General features: G+C 61.5%; 15 protein-coding genes. 5 read left to right on the top strand and 10 right to left on the bottom strand.

Annotated elements, in window-relative coordinates:
- Position 1: 1 nt before the first annotated feature.
- The 9 genes from glgA to FPT15_RS11605 form a co-directional block, all read right to left on the bottom strand.
- Complete coding sequence (gene glgA / locus FPT15_RS11645; RefSeq protein WP_145161041.1) at positions 2 to 1,558, bottom strand: glycogen synthase GlgA; 1,557 nt, start codon at positions 1,556 to 1,558, stop codon at positions 2 to 4.
- A gap of 508 nt (positions 1,559 to 2,066) precedes the next feature.
- Positions 2,067 to 3,020: a D-2-hydroxyacid dehydrogenase family protein gene (locus FPT15_RS11640; RefSeq protein ID WP_145161039.1), complete on the bottom strand. Its 954-nt coding sequence runs from the start codon at positions 3,018 to 3,020 to the stop codon at positions 2,067 to 2,069.
- 26 nt (positions 3,021 to 3,046) lie between these two features.
- Positions 3,047 to 4,060, bottom strand: coding sequence for an alpha/beta fold hydrolase (locus FPT15_RS11635; RefSeq protein ID WP_145161037.1), 1,014 nt, complete (start codon positions 4,058 to 4,060; stop codon positions 3,047 to 3,049).
- A 102-nt stretch (positions 4,061 to 4,162) separates the two neighbouring features.
- Positions 4,163 to 5,176, bottom strand: coding sequence for an alpha/beta fold hydrolase (locus tag FPT15_RS11630; RefSeq protein WP_145161034.1), 1,014 nt, complete (start codon positions 5,174 to 5,176; stop codon positions 4,163 to 4,165).
- 214 nt (positions 5,177 to 5,390) lie between these two features.
- Positions 5,391 to 5,831, bottom strand: a complete 441-nt coding sequence (locus FPT15_RS11625; protein ID WP_145161032.1) for a YqaA family protein — start codon at positions 5,829 to 5,831, stop codon at positions 5,391 to 5,393.
- A 3-nt stretch (positions 5,832 to 5,834) separates the two neighbouring features.
- Complete coding sequence (locus FPT15_RS11620) at positions 5,835 to 6,281, bottom strand: DUF411 domain-containing protein (RefSeq protein WP_145161030.1); 447 nt, start codon at positions 6,279 to 6,281, stop codon at positions 5,835 to 5,837.
- Positions 6,282 to 6,392: 111 nt separating this feature from the next.
- Entirely contained in the window at positions 6,393 to 6,851 is a 459-nt protein-coding gene (locus FPT15_RS11615) for an SRPBCC family protein (protein WP_145161027.1), read from the bottom strand.
- Between the two features lie 90 nt (positions 6,852 to 6,941).
- Positions 6,942 to 8,933 carry a methyl-accepting chemotaxis protein gene (locus FPT15_RS11610; protein WP_145161025.1) on the bottom strand — a complete coding sequence of 664 codons (1,992 nt, stop codon included), beginning with the start codon at positions 8,931 to 8,933 and terminating at the stop codon, positions 6,942 to 6,944.
- A gap of 145 nt (positions 8,934 to 9,078) precedes the next feature.
- Positions 9,079 to 10,074: an aldo/keto reductase gene (locus FPT15_RS11605; RefSeq protein ID WP_145161023.1), complete on the bottom strand. Its 996-nt coding sequence runs from the start codon at positions 10,072 to 10,074 to the stop codon at positions 9,079 to 9,081.
- Positions 10,075 to 10,194: 120 nt separating this feature from the next.
- Between FPT15_RS11605 and FPT15_RS11600 the strand changes: the two genes are divergently transcribed.
- Entirely contained in the window at positions 10,195 to 11,109 is a 915-nt protein-coding gene (locus tag FPT15_RS11600) for a LysR family transcriptional regulator (protein ID WP_145161021.1), read from the top strand.
- On the opposite strand, the gene FPT15_RS11595 is transcribed toward FPT15_RS11600, so the two are convergent.
- On the bottom strand, positions 11,100 to 12,005 hold the full coding sequence (locus FPT15_RS11595) for an AraC family transcriptional regulator (RefSeq protein WP_145161019.1): 906 nt from the start codon (positions 12,003 to 12,005) through the stop codon (positions 11,100 to 11,102). The two genes, FPT15_RS11600 and FPT15_RS11595, sit on opposite strands and share 10 nt — an antisense overlap.
- Positions 12,006 to 12,107: 102 nt before the next feature.
- Between FPT15_RS11595 and FPT15_RS11590 the strand changes: the two genes are divergently transcribed.
- From FPT15_RS11590 to FPT15_RS11575, 4 genes are read left to right on the top strand one after another with little or no spacing between them, the layout of a single operon-like run.
- Complete coding sequence (locus FPT15_RS11590; RefSeq protein WP_145161017.1) at positions 12,108 to 12,668, top strand: carboxymuconolactone decarboxylase family protein; 561 nt, start codon at positions 12,108 to 12,110, stop codon at positions 12,666 to 12,668.
- A gap of 51 nt (positions 12,669 to 12,719) precedes the next feature.
- Positions 12,720 to 13,781 (top strand): acyl-CoA dehydrogenase family protein, encoded by a 1,062-nt coding sequence (locus FPT15_RS11585; RefSeq protein WP_145161015.1) that lies wholly within the window; start codon positions 12,720 to 12,722, stop codon positions 13,779 to 13,781.
- Positions 13,778 to 14,581 (top strand): ABC transporter ATP-binding protein, encoded by an 804-nt coding sequence (locus FPT15_RS11580; protein ID WP_145161013.1) that lies wholly within the window; start codon positions 13,778 to 13,780, stop codon positions 14,579 to 14,581. The genes FPT15_RS11585 and FPT15_RS11580 overlap by 4 nt, the downstream gene beginning before the upstream one ends.
- A complete protein-coding gene (locus tag FPT15_RS11575) occupies positions 14,568 to 15,767 on the top strand; it encodes an ABC transporter substrate-binding protein (protein WP_145161011.1) in 1,200 nt (399 codons plus the stop codon). Before FPT15_RS11580 ends, FPT15_RS11575 begins: the two co-directional genes overlap by 14 nt.
- The last annotated feature ends 4 nt before the right edge of the window (positions 15,768 to 15,771 follow it).

The raw sequence follows: 15,771 nt of genomic DNA, 5'->3' as shown, positions 1-15,771 counted from the left end.
ATTATTTGTTCGATTTCCCCAGTGCTTTAGCCACAAGCTGTTCATACAGTTCGGCGTAGGGTTCCACTGCCTGGGACCAGTTGAACGGTTGTGTCATGGCGCGGCTGCGCATCGCATTGAGCAGGCCGGTATTGGCAAATACCCTGAAGGCGCGGCTCAGCGCTTCCTTGTAGCTGTCTACCGTGGATTCATTGAACAGGAACCCGGTGACGCCATTTTCAATGGTGTCGGCCAGGCCGCCGGTATTGCGTGCCACCGGCAGCGAGCCGAAGCGCTGGGCGTACATCTGGCTCAGGCCGCAGGGCTCATAGCGCGATGGCATCAACAGGAAGTCACTGCCGGCGAACATGCGGCGGGCGTCGGTTTCGTTGAAGCCGATGCGCACGCCCACCTGGCCCGGGAAGCGCAGGGCCAGCTCACGCATGGCGTGCTCTTCTTCAGGCTCACCTCGGCCGATGATGGCAATCTGGCCACCGTTCTCGACGATAAAGCTGCTGACCGCCTCGGTGAGGTCCAGGCCTTTTTGGTAAACCAGGCGCGATACCACCGCAAACAGTGGGCCGGTGGAGTCGTGCAGGCCGAACAACTCACGCACATGGGCGGCGTTGATGGCTTTGCCTTCCCAGTCACCAATGTTGAAGTTGTGGGTCAGGTGCGTGTCGGTGGAGGTCTCCCAGCTTTCATCGATACCGTTGGGGATACCACTGAGCAGGCCCTGTTGAGTCTTGCTCGCCAGGAAGCCATCGAGGCCGCAACCGAATTCCGGCGTGGTGATTTCCTGGGCGTACGTGGCGCTCACGGTGGTGATATGGCTGGAATACGCCATGCCGGCCTTGAGGAACGACATTTTGCCGTAGAACTCCATGCCTTCCTGTTGCAGGGCATGCGGCGGGATCCCCAGCTCAGGGGTAGAGGCCAGGCTGACCACGCCTTGGTAGGCGAGGTTATGAATGGTGAACAGCGTTGGCGTACGCGAACCACGCCAGTGCATATAAGCCGGAGCCAGGCCAGCGGGCCAGTCATGGGCGTGCACCAGGTCCGGGCACCAGTGGATCTGTGCGAGGTTGGCAGCCATGTCGGCGGCGGCCAGGCCCAGGCGTGCGAAGCGAATGTGGTTGTCCGGCCAGTCACGGCCATTGTTGGCGCCGTACGGCGTGCCTTCGCGCTCATACAGCTCGGGGCAGATCAGCACATAGATGACCAGGCCATCCTTGAGATCCATGCGCCCGATCTTGCACGGCGGCAGCGCTGCGTGGCCACCCAGTTCGCCGATGATATGGATCGGGTTGTCGCTTTCCATCACTTGCGGATAACCCGGAATCAGCACACGCACGTCGTGCAGATGCGCCATGGCGCGGGGCAGGGCTGCGGACACGTCGCCCAGGCCGCCGGTTTTCACCAGGTCGGCGAATTCGGAGGTGACAAACAGGACTTTCTTTCTATTAGGGTTCTGACTCACGATCGGCCGCACAGTGTTGGGCAGGTCGGTCAACGATGTTGGCCCCCCTACCGGCTGACTAAAACGCTCTCCCTGAGTTTCTACTGCAGCACTGATCATAGTTCTCTCCGACATATCTGGTTGGCTAATGGCCCGCTGCCATCGGCTCCGAAGACCGCATCCTGCGGCCAGGCGCACAAGCACTGTACAAACTGGCAAGGCGTATGCCAGTTGCACTCATTGCTAAAAAAGAGTGGATGGACGGGCATTTGGCGTGAACCGCGTGCACTCGCCTCCCTTAAAAACTGGACCTATGGCAGAGTTGGAAAGTTTCGATTTTTTGCGGGGTTTTTGTTTTGGAACGGACCCATCGGTCATGAGTCTAGGCCAGATCCCAGAGCCTGTATGGTTTATGCAGGAATTTTGTAGGACAAAAAAATTTTAACGATATGCAAGGTTGAATGCTTGCGCTGATCGTCGGGGTTGTCGGGGAATGCGTGGCCTCAAGACGTGCTCGCGTTGAGCTGCACACTGCCCGGGGTTCTGCAGTCAAGCGCAGGGTCGCTTCGCGCGCCCCAGTGGGTGCACGCACCTCGCCAGAGCAGTGCGTACGCCCCTGATTGGTGCGCTACCCGAGCACTCGAATGGGCGTGCCGCCGGCCCAGGCCTGGATATCCTCGATCATCTGCTGGTAGAACTGCCGGTAATTCTGCTCGCTCACGTAACCCACATGCGGCGTGGCCAATACATTGGGCAAGCGCCGGAACGGATGCTCCGCAGGCAGTGGCTCTTGGCTATACACGTCCAACGCCGCCCCGGCCAGGCGCCCGGTGGACAAGGCCTGCACCAGCGCCTGTTCGTCTACGATCGGCCCGCGTGCCGTATTCACCAGCCGTGCGGTTGGCTTCATCCAGCCCAGCGCCTGGGCATCCACCAGACCACGGCTGCGATCACTGAGTACCAGATGCACCGTCAGGATATCGGCCTGTTCAAACAGCTCGCGCTTGCTGACCCAGGTCACTCCCGACTCGGCCGCACGTTCTGGTGTGAGGTTTTCACTCCAGGCGATCACACGCATGCCGAACACCTGGGCAAATTGCGCGACCTTCTGACCAATGCTGCCCAACCCCAGAATCCCCAGGGTCTTGCCGTACAGATCACCGCCCAGGCCAACCTGCCAGCCGCCGTCGCGTAACGCGTTGGCCTCGACCAGCAGGTTGCGGGTCGAGGCCATGATCAGTGCCCAGGTCAATTCCGGCGCCGCCTGCTTATAGCTGTCGGTGCCGCACACCTGGATTCCCAAGGCCTTGGCCGCCGCGATGTCGATGGCCGCGTTGCGCATGCCGCCGGTCACCAGCAATTTCAGCCTGGGCAGGCCCTGCAACAGCGCCTTGTCGAAGGTTGAGCGTTCGCGCATCACGCAAATCACTTCAAACCCCTTCAAGCGCTCAATCATCAACGCGGTGTCTGCCGGGTAGTCGTGCAGGAATTGCACCTGGCCCACCGACTGCAGCACCGACCAATCCACCACGCCACTGGCTACATCCTGCCAATCATCAATGACTGCGATCTGTACCGACATTCACGAGTGCCTCGAAAAAGGTTGGATTAAAGGGCGTTCAACCCCTGCAACAGCGTCTGATTAAACTTCACCGGCTCTTCCATCTGCGGCGCGTGCCCAAGGCCCGGGAATTCCACCAGGGTTGCGCGGGGGATCAACTTGGCCACTTGCTTGCCGAGCACGTCGTAATGACCGAGCCTGGCCTTGACCGCTGGCGGCGCGATATCGCTGCCGATGGCGGTGGTATCGGACGTGCCGATCAGCAGCAGCGTGGGCATCTGCAAATCCTTGAACTCGTAGTACACCGGCTGGGTGAAGATCATGTCGTAAATCAACGCCGAGTTCCATGCCACCTGGGTGTGCCCCGGGCCTTTGTTCAAGCCGGCGAGCATGTCGACCCAACGGTCGTACTCGGGCTTCCAGCGCCCGACGTAGTAAGTGTTGAGTTCATACTGGCGAATGCCGTCGGCGCTCAGTTTCAGCTCGCGTTCATACCATTGGTCAACGCTGCGATAGGGCACGCCCAGCGCTTTCCAGTCTTCCAGGCCGATCGGGTTGACCAGCGCCAGCTGCTCGGTTTGCGCCGGGTACAGCAGCGCGTAGCGGGTGGCAAGCATGCCGCCGGTGGAATGGCCGACGATGGTGGCCTTTTGAATGCCGAGTTTTTCCAGCAGTTGGTGAGTATTGAGCGCCAGTTGCTGGAAACTGTATTGGTAGTGGTCGGGTTTGCTGGATGTGCAGAAGCCGATCTGGTCGGGCGCGATCACCCGGTAGCCAGCGCCGCTCAAGGCTTTAATCGATTCATCCCAGGTGGCGCCGCAAAAGTTCTTGCCATGCATCAGTACCACGCTGCGCCCGTTGGCCTTGCCTTGGGCGGGCACGTCCATATAACCCATCTGCAGGCTTTTGCCCTGGGACTGAAAGTTGAAATGCTCAACGGGATAGGGGTACTTGAAGCCTTGCAGCTCGGGGCCATAGGCGGGGCCTTCAGTGGCGGCGAAGGCGGGGACGGCGGTGCTCAGCAACAGGCTGGCGGCGCACAGTGAGCGGATCAACGTCATGGGTCAGGCTCCGAAAACAGTGTCTCGGATGCTGTGGCGAGGGGATTAAGCGAGGATTAACCGAGCGCTGCATGATCAGCCAGCGCCCCAGCGGTGATCGCTTCAAGGCGCGCTCAAACCCTGCAGCAGCGCTGCGTTGAACCGTTCAGGGTCTTCCACTTGCGGCGAGTGGCCCAGGCCGTCGAATTCCACCAGCGTGGCACGAGGTATCAGCGTGGCGACTTGCTTGCCCAGCACCTTGTAGTTACCGATTTTCGCCTGCACTTGCGGCGACGCCAGGTCACTGTTGAGGGCCGTGGTGTCCTCGGTGCCAATCAGCAGCAGCGTCGGCACCTGCAGGTTTTTGAACTCGTAGTACACCGGCTGGGTGAAGAGCATGTCGTACAGCGCCGCGGAATTGCGCACCACCTCTGTGTGACCGGAGCCATTGGTAAGCCCGACCAGCATGTCCACCCAACGGTCGAAGGCCGGTTCCCAGCGCCCCGCGTAGTAATGGCGCTGTTGATAGGCGCGCACGCTTTGGTAGGTCAGCCGGCTTTCTGATTGAGCCCATTGGTCGACGGTACGGTAGGGCACGCCGAGGGCTTTCCAGTCCTCCAGCCCGATGGGGTTGACCATCACCAGTTGCTCGGTTTGCTGTGGGTAGAGCAAGGCGTAGCGGGTGGCGAGCATGCCGCCGGCAGAATGGCCCAGGACCGTGGCTTTTTGAATGCCGAGCTTTTGCAGCAATTGATGGGTGTTGATCGCCAGTTGCTGGAAGCTGTATTGGTAGTGATCAGGCTTGCTGGAGGTACAAAAACCGATCTGGTCCGGCACCACCACTCGGTAACCGGCTTCGCTGAGCGGTTTGATCGAGCCCTCCCAGGTGGCGGCGCAGAAGTTCTTGCCGTGCATCAGCACAATGCTGCGGCCATTGGGCGTGCCTTTGGGGGCGACGTCCATGTAGCCCATTTGCACGGTTTGGCCTTGGGACACGAATTTGAACCGTGCCACAGGGTAGGGGTATTTGAACCCCTGCAGCTCGGGACCGTAGGTGTCGTGTTTGCCGGTGGCGCAGCCGGTCAGGGTTACGGCGAGGAATAGGCCGGTGAGATAGAACATACGCTTGGCGTGCATGGTGGGCTCCGCAGTGAAAATCGGATGCTGTCGGCAAGCGATTAATCGAGGATTAACCCCTTGGACCGGCCGATGGGCACGGCTCAACGGCGCGTATAAACAGAAGATTCTTACGGGGAATGTCCGCATAACCGTGCGTATGCGTAGGAAATTAAAAGCCGACCGGGCTCGCGTCTAGCTGTCAGATTTGACAGTGTCGACCAGTGGTCTCGCGTTACCGGTGGGTGAGCTGGCTCAGTGTCACCAGCGCCAGCACCGCGTATCGCGCGCCTTTGGCCACGCTGACCAGCAGCAGAAAGCGCCAGAACGGTTCACGCATGACGCCAGCCACCAGGGTCAGCGGGTCGCCGATAATCGGCACCCAACTGAGCAACAACGACCAATGCCCCCAGCGTTGGTAGTGTGCGCGCGCCTTTTCCAGGTGCCGCGGGCTGACCGGAAACCAGCGTCGCGCCTTGAAACGCTCGACCGAGCGCCCCAGCCACCAATTCACCACCGACCCCAGTACGTTGCCAACGGTGGCGAGCGCGAGCAACCACCACAGGCTGTAATGGCCGCTGATCAACAGGCCCACCAGCACCGCCTCCGATTGCATCGGCAACAGCGTGGCGGCACCGAAGGCGGCGAAGAAGAGGCCCAGGTAACCGGTGAGCATGACTCAATGGGCCGGGTAGTCGGCCACCACCACGTCTTTGCCGTCACGGGTCAGGCCGATGACCCGATAGGCGTCGCTTTTGCCGTCCATCTCCATGCCCGGTGACCCCATGGGCATGCCCGGCGCCGCGATGCCGAGCAAGTCGTCGCGTTTGCGCAAGGCCAGCACTTGTTCGGCGGGCACATGGCCTTCGACGAACTTGCCGTCGATCACGGCGGTATGGCATGAGCCCAGGCGCGGTGCCACGCCCAGGCGCTGCTTGACGGCACTCATGTCGGCTTCGACATGGTCGTTGACCTTGAACCCGTTGCTTTGCAGGTGACTGATCCACTTTTTGCAGCAGCCACAGTTGGCGTCGCGGTGCACGTCGATAGGGATCAGCTCGGCAGCCTGGGCCAGGCTGGAGGTGAGCAGGGCTGAAAGCAGGGCCAGTCGCAATGGGTTTTTCATGCGGGTCTCGTGAGCAAGAGGACGTCGTCGGGAATGGGGGCGATCATGACGACGTCATCGCAGGCAAGCCAGCGTCTACAGGTCGGAGGAGGTGCCAGTAATGTTTCCAAATTATACGAAGGGCGCGTTTTCCAGCCGATGCTTGAGCTGGTCCAGGGCAACGTCGGACAGCTCGAGCATGCGCTCATGCAAGGTGGCCAGTTGCAGCTCGGTTTCGTAGGTCAATACGCGCTTGAACAGCGTGCCACCGCGATGGGGCTGCAAGAAATATTGAATGGCGCCGTCCACGGCCAGGGAAGTGAACACAGTCTTGAATTCAGTCGGATGGCGGGCGATTTGCACGCGATAGCTCATGGGCACACGCACACCCAGCAGGTCGACGACTTCGGTAAAGCGGGTGCCGGCCGGGAGTGAGCCGGTGGTGCCGGTGTCGGCACTGAGGGAAGTGGGGTGCCACTCGTGCCAGCGGTCAGGCTGGGTCACGTAGTCGTAAACGACGTCAATGGGGGCTTGGATAAACCGTTCCTGAATGATCCGCTCCAAGCGGCTCGAATGCTCGACAGCGTGCATGACACACCTCCTGTGTGGCGAGACTTTGCACTAGGAGCTGTCAGGATAGTCCCACTCCCGTGTTTTGCACGGGAGTGTTTCATGCATTTATCAGCGCACCTTGAAGCGACTCATCAACGCAATCACTCGGCCATTGGCATCCAGCAGGCTCTGCGTATTGGTTTCAGTGGCGTGGCCACTTTCCACCAGTTCTTCGACCATATGTCGGATCTGCACCATGCTGCGGTTGATCTCCTCGGTCACCGCGCTTTGCTGCTCGGCGGCGGTGGCGATCTGAGTGCTGAGGTTGTTGATATGGCTGACCGAGCCAGCCATCTCGTCCAGGCCCGTGTTGACCCGCGCGGTAGCATCTGCGGCCGACTGACAACTGGCCTGGGTGTTTTCCATGGCGGTCACCGACGAACTGACCCCGGTGGTCAGGCGTGCGAGCATTTCGTTGATCTGCGAGGTGCTGGCCTGGGTGCGTGCCGCCAGCGCCCGGACTTCGTCGGCCACCACCGCAAAACCACGGCCTTGCTCACCGGCCCGCGCCGCTTCAATCGCGGCGTTCAACGCCAGAAGGTTGGTCTGGCCGGCAATTGCGCCGATCACACCGAGGGTTTCGGTGATGCGAGCAGCGTCCTGGCGCATGTTTTCCACGGTGTGGGTGGCGCTGGCCACTTCGCCGATCAACGCGCTGACGCTGGTGGAGGCTTCTCCGACCACCACCCGTGAGCGGTCCGCGTGTTCGTTGGCGCGCTGGGTGAAGGAGGCGGTTTCAGCGGCGTTCTGCGCCACGGTGTCGGCGGTGGAGCTCATTTCGGTGATGGCAGTGACCGTTTGATCGGTTTCCGACGCATGCCGCACCAGAATCCGGTTGGTGTGCGCCGAGGTCTGCTGCAATTGCTCAAGCCCCGTCGACATGGCGCCCGTGGCCTGGGTTACTTCGCCGATCATGTTTTGCAGGTAGATGATGAAGCGGTTCACCGAGTGGCCGATGGCGCCCATTTCATCTTCGGCACGGATGGTGATGCGGCGCGTCAGGTCGGCATCGCCGGCAGACAGCGCGTCGATATTGATGCTCAGCGACTTCATGCGCTGCACCAGTTGGCGGATGGCATAGAACGCCAGCAGCACCAGCAGCAACACCATGGGAATTTGCAACAGGGCCAGGCTGCCGAGCACATCATCACGCTGTGCGGTGATCAGCGAAGTGGGCAGGGCGGTGGCGAGGAACCAGGGCGTGCCCTCGATCGGGCGCATGTAGAAGGTGCTGGCCACGCCCTGGTTGTCGAATTCGGCGCGCTGGGCCTGGTCGCGGTGGGCGAGGGCCTTGCTGACCTGAGCGGCAAACGCCGAGGTGCCAGCCAATTCGCTGATGTTTTTCAACACCACCGGGCCGCTGAGGCGCGTGCTGTTGCTGATGATCTTGCCGTCGCCTTCGACGATCAGCATCTGCCCGCCGATGTCTTTCTCTTTGCTGGCGACCAGGTCATTGAAGAAACCCAGGGTCACGTCAATGGTGGCAACACCGTAGGCGGCACCGTCGCGCTGGATGGCCATGGCGCAGTTGGTGCGTGGCTCCTGGCTGGCGTCGTCTTTGTAAGCCGCCGCCCAGGCGCACTGGCCACGCGGTGAGGCGAGACCGCCTTTGTACCAGCTCTGATCGTAGTAATTGGGCGCCGCGTCGCTGTTCCAGAAGGTATTGACCGCCAGCTTGCCCGACGCATCGCGGTGCCAGAACGTGCTGTGCTTGTTGCGCCCCGGCGTGCGCTGATTCGGCAGTGGCCAGATGCCGCCACCGAAGACTTTCAGCTCGCCGTACTGGTCCACCAGGCCGGGCAGGACTTTGTCGATGGCATCGCTGTCGAGCAGGGGAATGGTCTGGGTGATGCTGCGTTGCTGGGCCTGAACCTTGTTCAGTTCGCCCTGAATCTGTTCGGCGACTTCCGCGATGCGGTTGAGCACCACCTGTTCTTCAGTGTGCCGCAGCTGGGGCGCGACCAACTGGCCGATCCCCACAACCGTCAACACAGATAACACCAGGACGAACAGCACCAGAAACAGGGTATAGCGGGTTTGGATGGAGCGCAGTGGGGGCATGAGGTCGTCCTTACGAAGCGTTTATTATTGACGCGGCTGTGTTAGAGCTTCATCGGGCTATCGGCTTGGCAAGGAGGAGCTTGAGGTACCATCGTGCAAGAAAAGTCGGGGCGCACCGTAAGCCGGTGCACCCTGACCACACAGGCTATTTATTCACCAGGCCCATTGATGCCTCGGTGTAGCGCAAACCCGCAGTAGCGCCCGCCGGGAAGATTGACGTCAGCGCCGCCAATTCGGCAGGGCTCAAGCTGATATCCAGGGCCGCCACGTTTTCTTCCAGGTATTTGCGCTGCTTGGTGCCTGGAATCGGGATCAGGTAATCACCCTGCGCCAGCACCCAAGCCAGCGCCAGTTGCCCGGCTGTCACGCCTTTTTGCGCAGCCAGCGCTTTCACTTGGTCCACCAGCAGCAGGTTTTTGGCAAAGTTCTCACCTTGAAAGCGCGGGCTGGAGCGGCGGTAGTCGTCGGCGGCGAAGTCCTCCGGACTGTTCAGCGCGCCGGTGAGAAACCCTCGCCCCAGCGGGCTGTAAGGCACAAAGGCGATGCCCAGGCGCTGGCAGGCCGCCAGGCAACCGTTGTCTTCCTGATCGCGGCTCCACAGTGAATATTCACTTTGCAGGGCGCTGATCGGGTGCACTTTGTGCGCGCGCTCCAGGCTGGCCGCCGAGGCTTCACTCAGGCCCAGGTAACGCACCTTGCCTTGCTTGACCAGCTCGGCCATCGCGCCGACGCTTTCTTCGATTGCCACGTCGGGATCAACGCGATGCTGGTAGTAGAGGTCCAGCGTTTCGATGCCCAGACGTTTCAAGGTGCCGTCAATGGCCTCGCGAATGTACTCGGGGCGGCCATTCACACCGCGCGCCGACGGGTTGGCCGGGTCACGCACAAAGCCGAATTTGCTCGCCAGAAACACCTGGTCGCGTTTGCCGGCGATGGCTTTGCCGATCAGCGCCTCATTGGTGTGAGGGCCATACATGTCGGCGGTGTCGAGCAAGGTGACGCCCAACTCCAGGGCGCGGTGCAAGGTTGCAATCGCTTCCTGAGTATCGGTGCCGGTGGTGTAGAAATCAGTCATGCCCATGCAGCCCAGGCCGATGGCGCTGACGTGAGGGCCGTTTTTGCCGAGTTGACGAGTATGCATCGGGGCAGCTCCTTGGAGGGGAAAGGCCCCCATTGTTCTCCTCGACAACTGAGGGATAAAGCGGCTAAAACCGCTATCACTATTAGGATTTTCTAAACAATGCCCCGGGAGAACCTGGCTTTGGACCGATTTAACGCCATGCGTGTGTTTACCCGGATCGTCGAACTGGGTGGCTTTGCCAAGGCCGCCGACAGCCTGCAACTGCCACGCGCCTCGGTGACTATCCTGATCAAGCAACTGGAGGCGCACCTGGGCGTGCAGTTGCTGCAGCGCACCACCCGGCAAGTCAGCCCGACGCTGGATGGCGCCGCGTACTACCAGCGCTGCGTCAGCTTGCTGGCAGACCTTGAAGAGACCGAAGCGGTGTTTGCTACCCGAGGCAGCCCGCGTGGCACATTACGCATCGATATGCCCTCGGGCATCGGCCGATTTTTGGTCATACCCGCACTGCCGGAATTTTCCGCTTGCTACCCGAACATCGACCTGGAAATCGGCCTCAACGACCGCCCGGTCGACCTGATTCGCGAAGGTGTGGACTGCGTGCTGCGCGGTGGCCTGGCGCTGGACGACTCGCTGGTGGCGCGCCCGCTGGCAATGATGGATCAGGTGACTTGTGCCAGCCCCGGGTACCTGCAGCGTTTCGGCGTGCCCGCCAACCTTGACGAGCTGGCCGGCCACCAGGTGGTGGAATACTTCTCCAGCAGCAGTGGCAAGCGCTATGGCCTGGAGTTTCAAGTAGGGCAGGCGCTGCGCCTGGTGGACCTGCCCAAGCAGGTTGCCGTCAACAGTGCCGATGGTTACCTCGCTGCCTGCGAAGCGGGCTATGGCCTGGTGCAGACGCCTTATTACCATGTCATGCAGCAACTGCAGGCGGGCAACCTGGTGGAGGTATTGGCCGCGATCAAGCCGCCGCGATTACCGCTGACAGCGCTGTACCCGCCGCATCGCCAGCTGTCACCCCGGGTGCGGGTATTGGTCGACTGGCTGGTGGAGCTGTGCGCGCGGCCGGGCAACGGGTTGCAACGTCAGGCTTGAGCCTTGCGGTAGGCGCCGGGTTGCTGCCCGGTGACTTTGTAAAAGGCTCGGGTAAACGCCGCCACCGATTGATAACCCACGGCCAGCGCCACATCCGCCACGGTCTGGTCTTCCTTGAACAGCTGGCAGGCGTGGCGCATGCGCATCATCAACAGCACCTGCCCTGGCGACTGCCCGCACAACTCGTTAAACCGCTTGAAAAACGCCGAACGCGACAGCCCGGTGCAGGCGGCCATGCTTTCCAGCGTCCAGGCATCGGCGGGGTGTGCGATCAATTGTTCCAGCAGGTTGGCGAACGCCGGTTGCCGGCCCAGTGCGGCGAGGCCGCCCAATTCGGTGTTGTCGATGACCTGTTGACGCAGCACGTACAGAAACAGCAGGTGGCAAAGCCGTTCAAGCAAGGCCGAAGAGGGTGCCGGCGTGCGCTCGCACTCTTGCAGGATCAGTTCGAACAGGTTGCGTGCGGCGATCAGGGACGGGTCGCCGGCACGCAGGATGATCCAGGCGGGCAGGGTGTCGACGATCATCGCCGACAAGCCCGAATGAAAATGAAAGAACCCGCAGACCAGGCCCACGCCATCGCTGGCCAGGCTGTCCAGCGGCAGCATCGGCCGGCGCGGGCATTCTTGCGCGCCGGCGGCCGTGGCCTCGCCCGACAGACGATAGGCCAAATCGCGCAACAGAAACACCGCGTCGCCATTGTTCAGCTGCAGGGGGGTGGATTCGTCATCGATATGCAGCCAGCATTGGCCCTGAACGATCAGGTGAAAGCTCGCCCTCGCCAGCCCATGCGTGCTCGCATGCCAGTCACCGCAATAGCGGCCGACATGGAACAAACTGGTGTTGAGTTCGAGGCTGTCTAATAACCAATCGACAAGTGCACTGGACGAATTCATCTAACGGAAAGACTCAAGAGCAAGTAATCGCTACTTTAGCCTATTGAGGCGATTTTTTATAACCAACAGACTGGATACACGAATCCATCAGGAGACCACTCCATGTCCCGTGTACCGTTGCTCACCCCAGAAACCGCGCCGCAAGCCGCCAAACCTTTTCTCGAAAATGCCCTGAAGGCCTCGGGTTTCATCCCTAATCTGCTCGCCGTATTGGCCAACGCACCGGCCGCGCTGGAAACCTACATCACGGTTTCGGGCCTCAACGCCAAGGCAGAATTGAGCCTGGCCGACCGCGAAGTGGTGCAACTGATTGCCGCCACCACCCACGGGTGTGATTTTTGCGTTGCCGGCCACACTGCCGTGGCGCGCAACAAGGCCAAGCTGCCTGAAGACGTGATTGATGCCCTGCGCCAGCGCGGCGAACTGCCCAATACCCGCTATGAGACACTCGCCGCCTTCACGCGCGAAGTGATCGCCACGCGCGGTGACGTCAGCGATGCAGGCTTCGAGGCGTTCCGTGCTGCCGGTTATTCCGAAGGCCAGGCCCTGGAAGTTATTTTGGGCGTGAGCCTGGCAACCCTGTGCAACTTCGCTAACGTGTTTGCCCGCACGCCGCTGAACCCGGAGCTGGCGCAATACCGTTGGGAAAAACCGGCAAGCTGAAGCGCGCATGCATCGGCGATGGTCCACCTGCTGTAACAAGGAGAAACATGAATGCTTGACCCAATCTTGAGCCGTTGGCTCGATGTTCAAGCGCAGGCCCTGGATGTGGGCAGTTGCGATCCACAGGAAGTGCTGCCAAGGCTGGCAGAGTCCAATGTGTTGCGTATCGGCGTGCCCAAAGCGCTGGGTGGCCTGGGCGGCGACGTCACCGGCGCGGTTGACGCCATCGCCAATGTCGCCAGCCATTCCCTGGCGGCGGCATTTGTCTGCTGGGGCCAGCGTTCCTTTATCGAATATTTGCTGCAAAGCCCCAATGAGCGGCTGCGCGAGCACCTGTTGCCGGACTTGCTCAGCGGCAAGCTGGCCGGTGCGACCGGCCTGTCGAATGCGATGAAGTTTTTGTCGGGCATCGAGACCCTGCAAATCAGCGCCGAGCCGACCGAAGACGGCTGGACCCTCAACGGCCGCCTGCACTGGGTGACCAATTTACGCAAGAACGGCTTTGTCGCGGCCGCCGCCATCGAGCATGCCGCCGGCGGTGCGCCGTTTATCCTGGCGATTCCTGATTCGGTTGCCGGCTTGCAACGCTCGCGCGACCTGGAACTGATGGGGTTGCAGTCGAGCAATACCGCAGCGCTGGGGCTCGAAGGCGTCGAGCTGAGCCGTGAGTGGTTGTTGCATGAAGATGCGCGCAAGTTCCTGCCGGCCGTGCGCCCGGCGTTTCTGGGCTTGCAATGCGGCATGTCCATTGGCCTGGCCCGTCGTTCGCTGGCGGAGGTGGCCAACCACCTGGGGTCGAGTCGCACGGTGTTGCGCGATGAGTTGGAAGCGTTGCGGGTAACCCTGGATCATTTGGTCAACGACCTGAAAAAGGGCCTGCTCGCCGGGCGCTTTGCGGCCGAACCCGTGCCGCTGTTCAAGCTGCGGATTGCCCTCGCAGAAACCGCCGCCAGTGCCGTGCAGCTTGAACTGCAAGCCAGCGGCGGCAAGGCCTATCTCACCGCCCACGGCAGCGGTTTTGCACGGCGTTGGCGTGAATCGGCCTTTGTGCCGATCGTGACGCCAAGCCTGGTGCAGTTGCGCACCGAGTTACATCGCCAGGCCAATCTATGAACCAGGCGGTACTAACGGCCAACGGCATCTGCCTTGGGTATGCCAGCGGCCCGGTGTTGCAAGGGTTTGATTTGCAGCTGCAACCAGGCGAGGTGGTATCGATCCTGGGCCCCAGCGGCGTCGGCAAATCCAGCCTGTTGCGTGTGCTTGCCGGTTTGCAGGCGCCCCAGGGCGGTAGCGTGCGCGTGCTGGGCGAGCCCTTGAATGGCCCGCATCCACGCGTTGCAGTGGCATTCCAGGACCCCAGCCTGTTGCCCTGGCTGAGCCTGGAAAAGAACGTCGCATTTGGCCTGGATTTCGCCCGCCAGCCGCACTTGAGCACCGAGGAGCGGCGCCGTCGCGTTGACCACGCCATTGCTGCGGTGGGGCTGGAACACGCCCGCCAACAGTTTCCGGCGCAATTGTCCGGCGGCATGGCCCAGCGCACCGCATTGGCCCGCTGCCTGGCACGCCAGCCACAGGTGTTGCTGCTGGATGAGCCGTTCGGCGCGTTAGATGAAGTCACCCGCGCCGATATGCAAAACCTGCTGCTCAAGGTCAACCGCGAGCAAGGTTCGGCGGCGGTGCTGATCACCCACGACATCGATGAGGCGCTGCTGCTGTCCGACCGTATCCTGCTTCTGGGCAACCGCCCAGCGCGCACTTTGGGCGAGTGGCAGATTGACCTGCCACAGCCGCGTGAAGAACAGGTCGAGGCCATCGGCACGCTGCGTATCGACATTCTGAAAACCTTACGGCAGGCGAGCCGCCCTCAACCCAACCCCCTTGAACTGCTGGAGCCCAACCATGTGTCTGGATGACCTCACTCACTCGCGCCGTGACTTTCTCAAACTCTCGGCGGTGCTCAGTGCCGCCGGTGCCATGCCGCTGCTGAGCAGTTTGCAGGCGCGCGCCGCCAGCGAGCCGGACGCGCCGGTGCGCATCGGTTACTTGCCGATCACCGACGCCACGCCGCTGTTGGTCGCACACAACAACGGTCTGTTCGAAGCTGAAGGCATCAAGGCCGAGCGCCCGGTGCTGCTGCGCAGTTGGGCCCAGGTGATCGAGGCGTTCATTTCGGGACAGGTCAACGTGATTCACCTGTTGTCGCCGATGACGGTGTGGGCGCGTTATGGCAGCAAGGTGCCTGCCAAGGTTGTGGCCTGGAACCACGTCGGCGGTTCCGGCCTGACCGTGTCGCCGGGCATTACCGACGTCAAGCAACTGGGCGGTAAGTCGGTGGCGATTCCGTTCTGGTACTCGATCCACAACGTAGTCGTGCAGCAGTTGTTTCGTGATAACGGCCTGACCCCCGTGGCGCGTGCTGCCGGCAGCGCGATTGGCGCCAACGAGGTCAACCTCATCGTGTTGCCGCCTTCCGACATGCCGCCGGCCCTGGCCAGCAAACGCATCGACGGCTATATCGTCGCCGAGCCGTTCAACGCCCTGGCAGAAAACCTCAAGGTCGGCCGGGTGCAGCGCTTTACCGGCGATGTGTGGCGCAACCATGCGTGTTGCGTGGTGTTCATGCATGAACATGACCTGACCAACCGTCCCGAATGGTCGCAAAAGGTCGTGAATGCGATCGTAAAGGCCCAGGTGTGGACGCGCGACAACCGTGAAGAGGCGGTGAAGCTGCTGTCCAAAGACGGCCCGAACCGCTACACGCCACACGCTGAGCCGGTCTTGAGCAAAGTCCTTGCGCCGGCCGCCGCCGACCGTGCTGCCTATTTGGCCGACGGTGCGATCCAGCATGCCAATTGGGACGAACACCGCATCGACTTTCAGCCCTACCCATTCCCCAGCTACACCGAGGAACTGGTGCGACGCTTGAAGGACACGCTGATTGAAGGCGACAAAAAATTCCTCGCCGACCTCGATCCGGCGTTCGTTGCCAAAGACTTGGTCGACGACCGTTTTGTGCGTAACGCCATCGAATCGGTGGGCGGCATGAAGACCTTCGGTTTGCCGGATGGCTACGAACGGCACGAGGAGATTGGCGCTTGAGTAA

The organism is Pseudomonas sp. RGB, assembly GCF_007713445.1.
Classification (GTDB): domain Bacteria; phylum Pseudomonadota; class Gammaproteobacteria; order Pseudomonadales; family Pseudomonadaceae; genus Aquipseudomonas.
The sequence above is the reverse complement of the archived record's forward strand: the minus strand, read 5'-3'. Positions and strand labels throughout refer to the sequence as shown.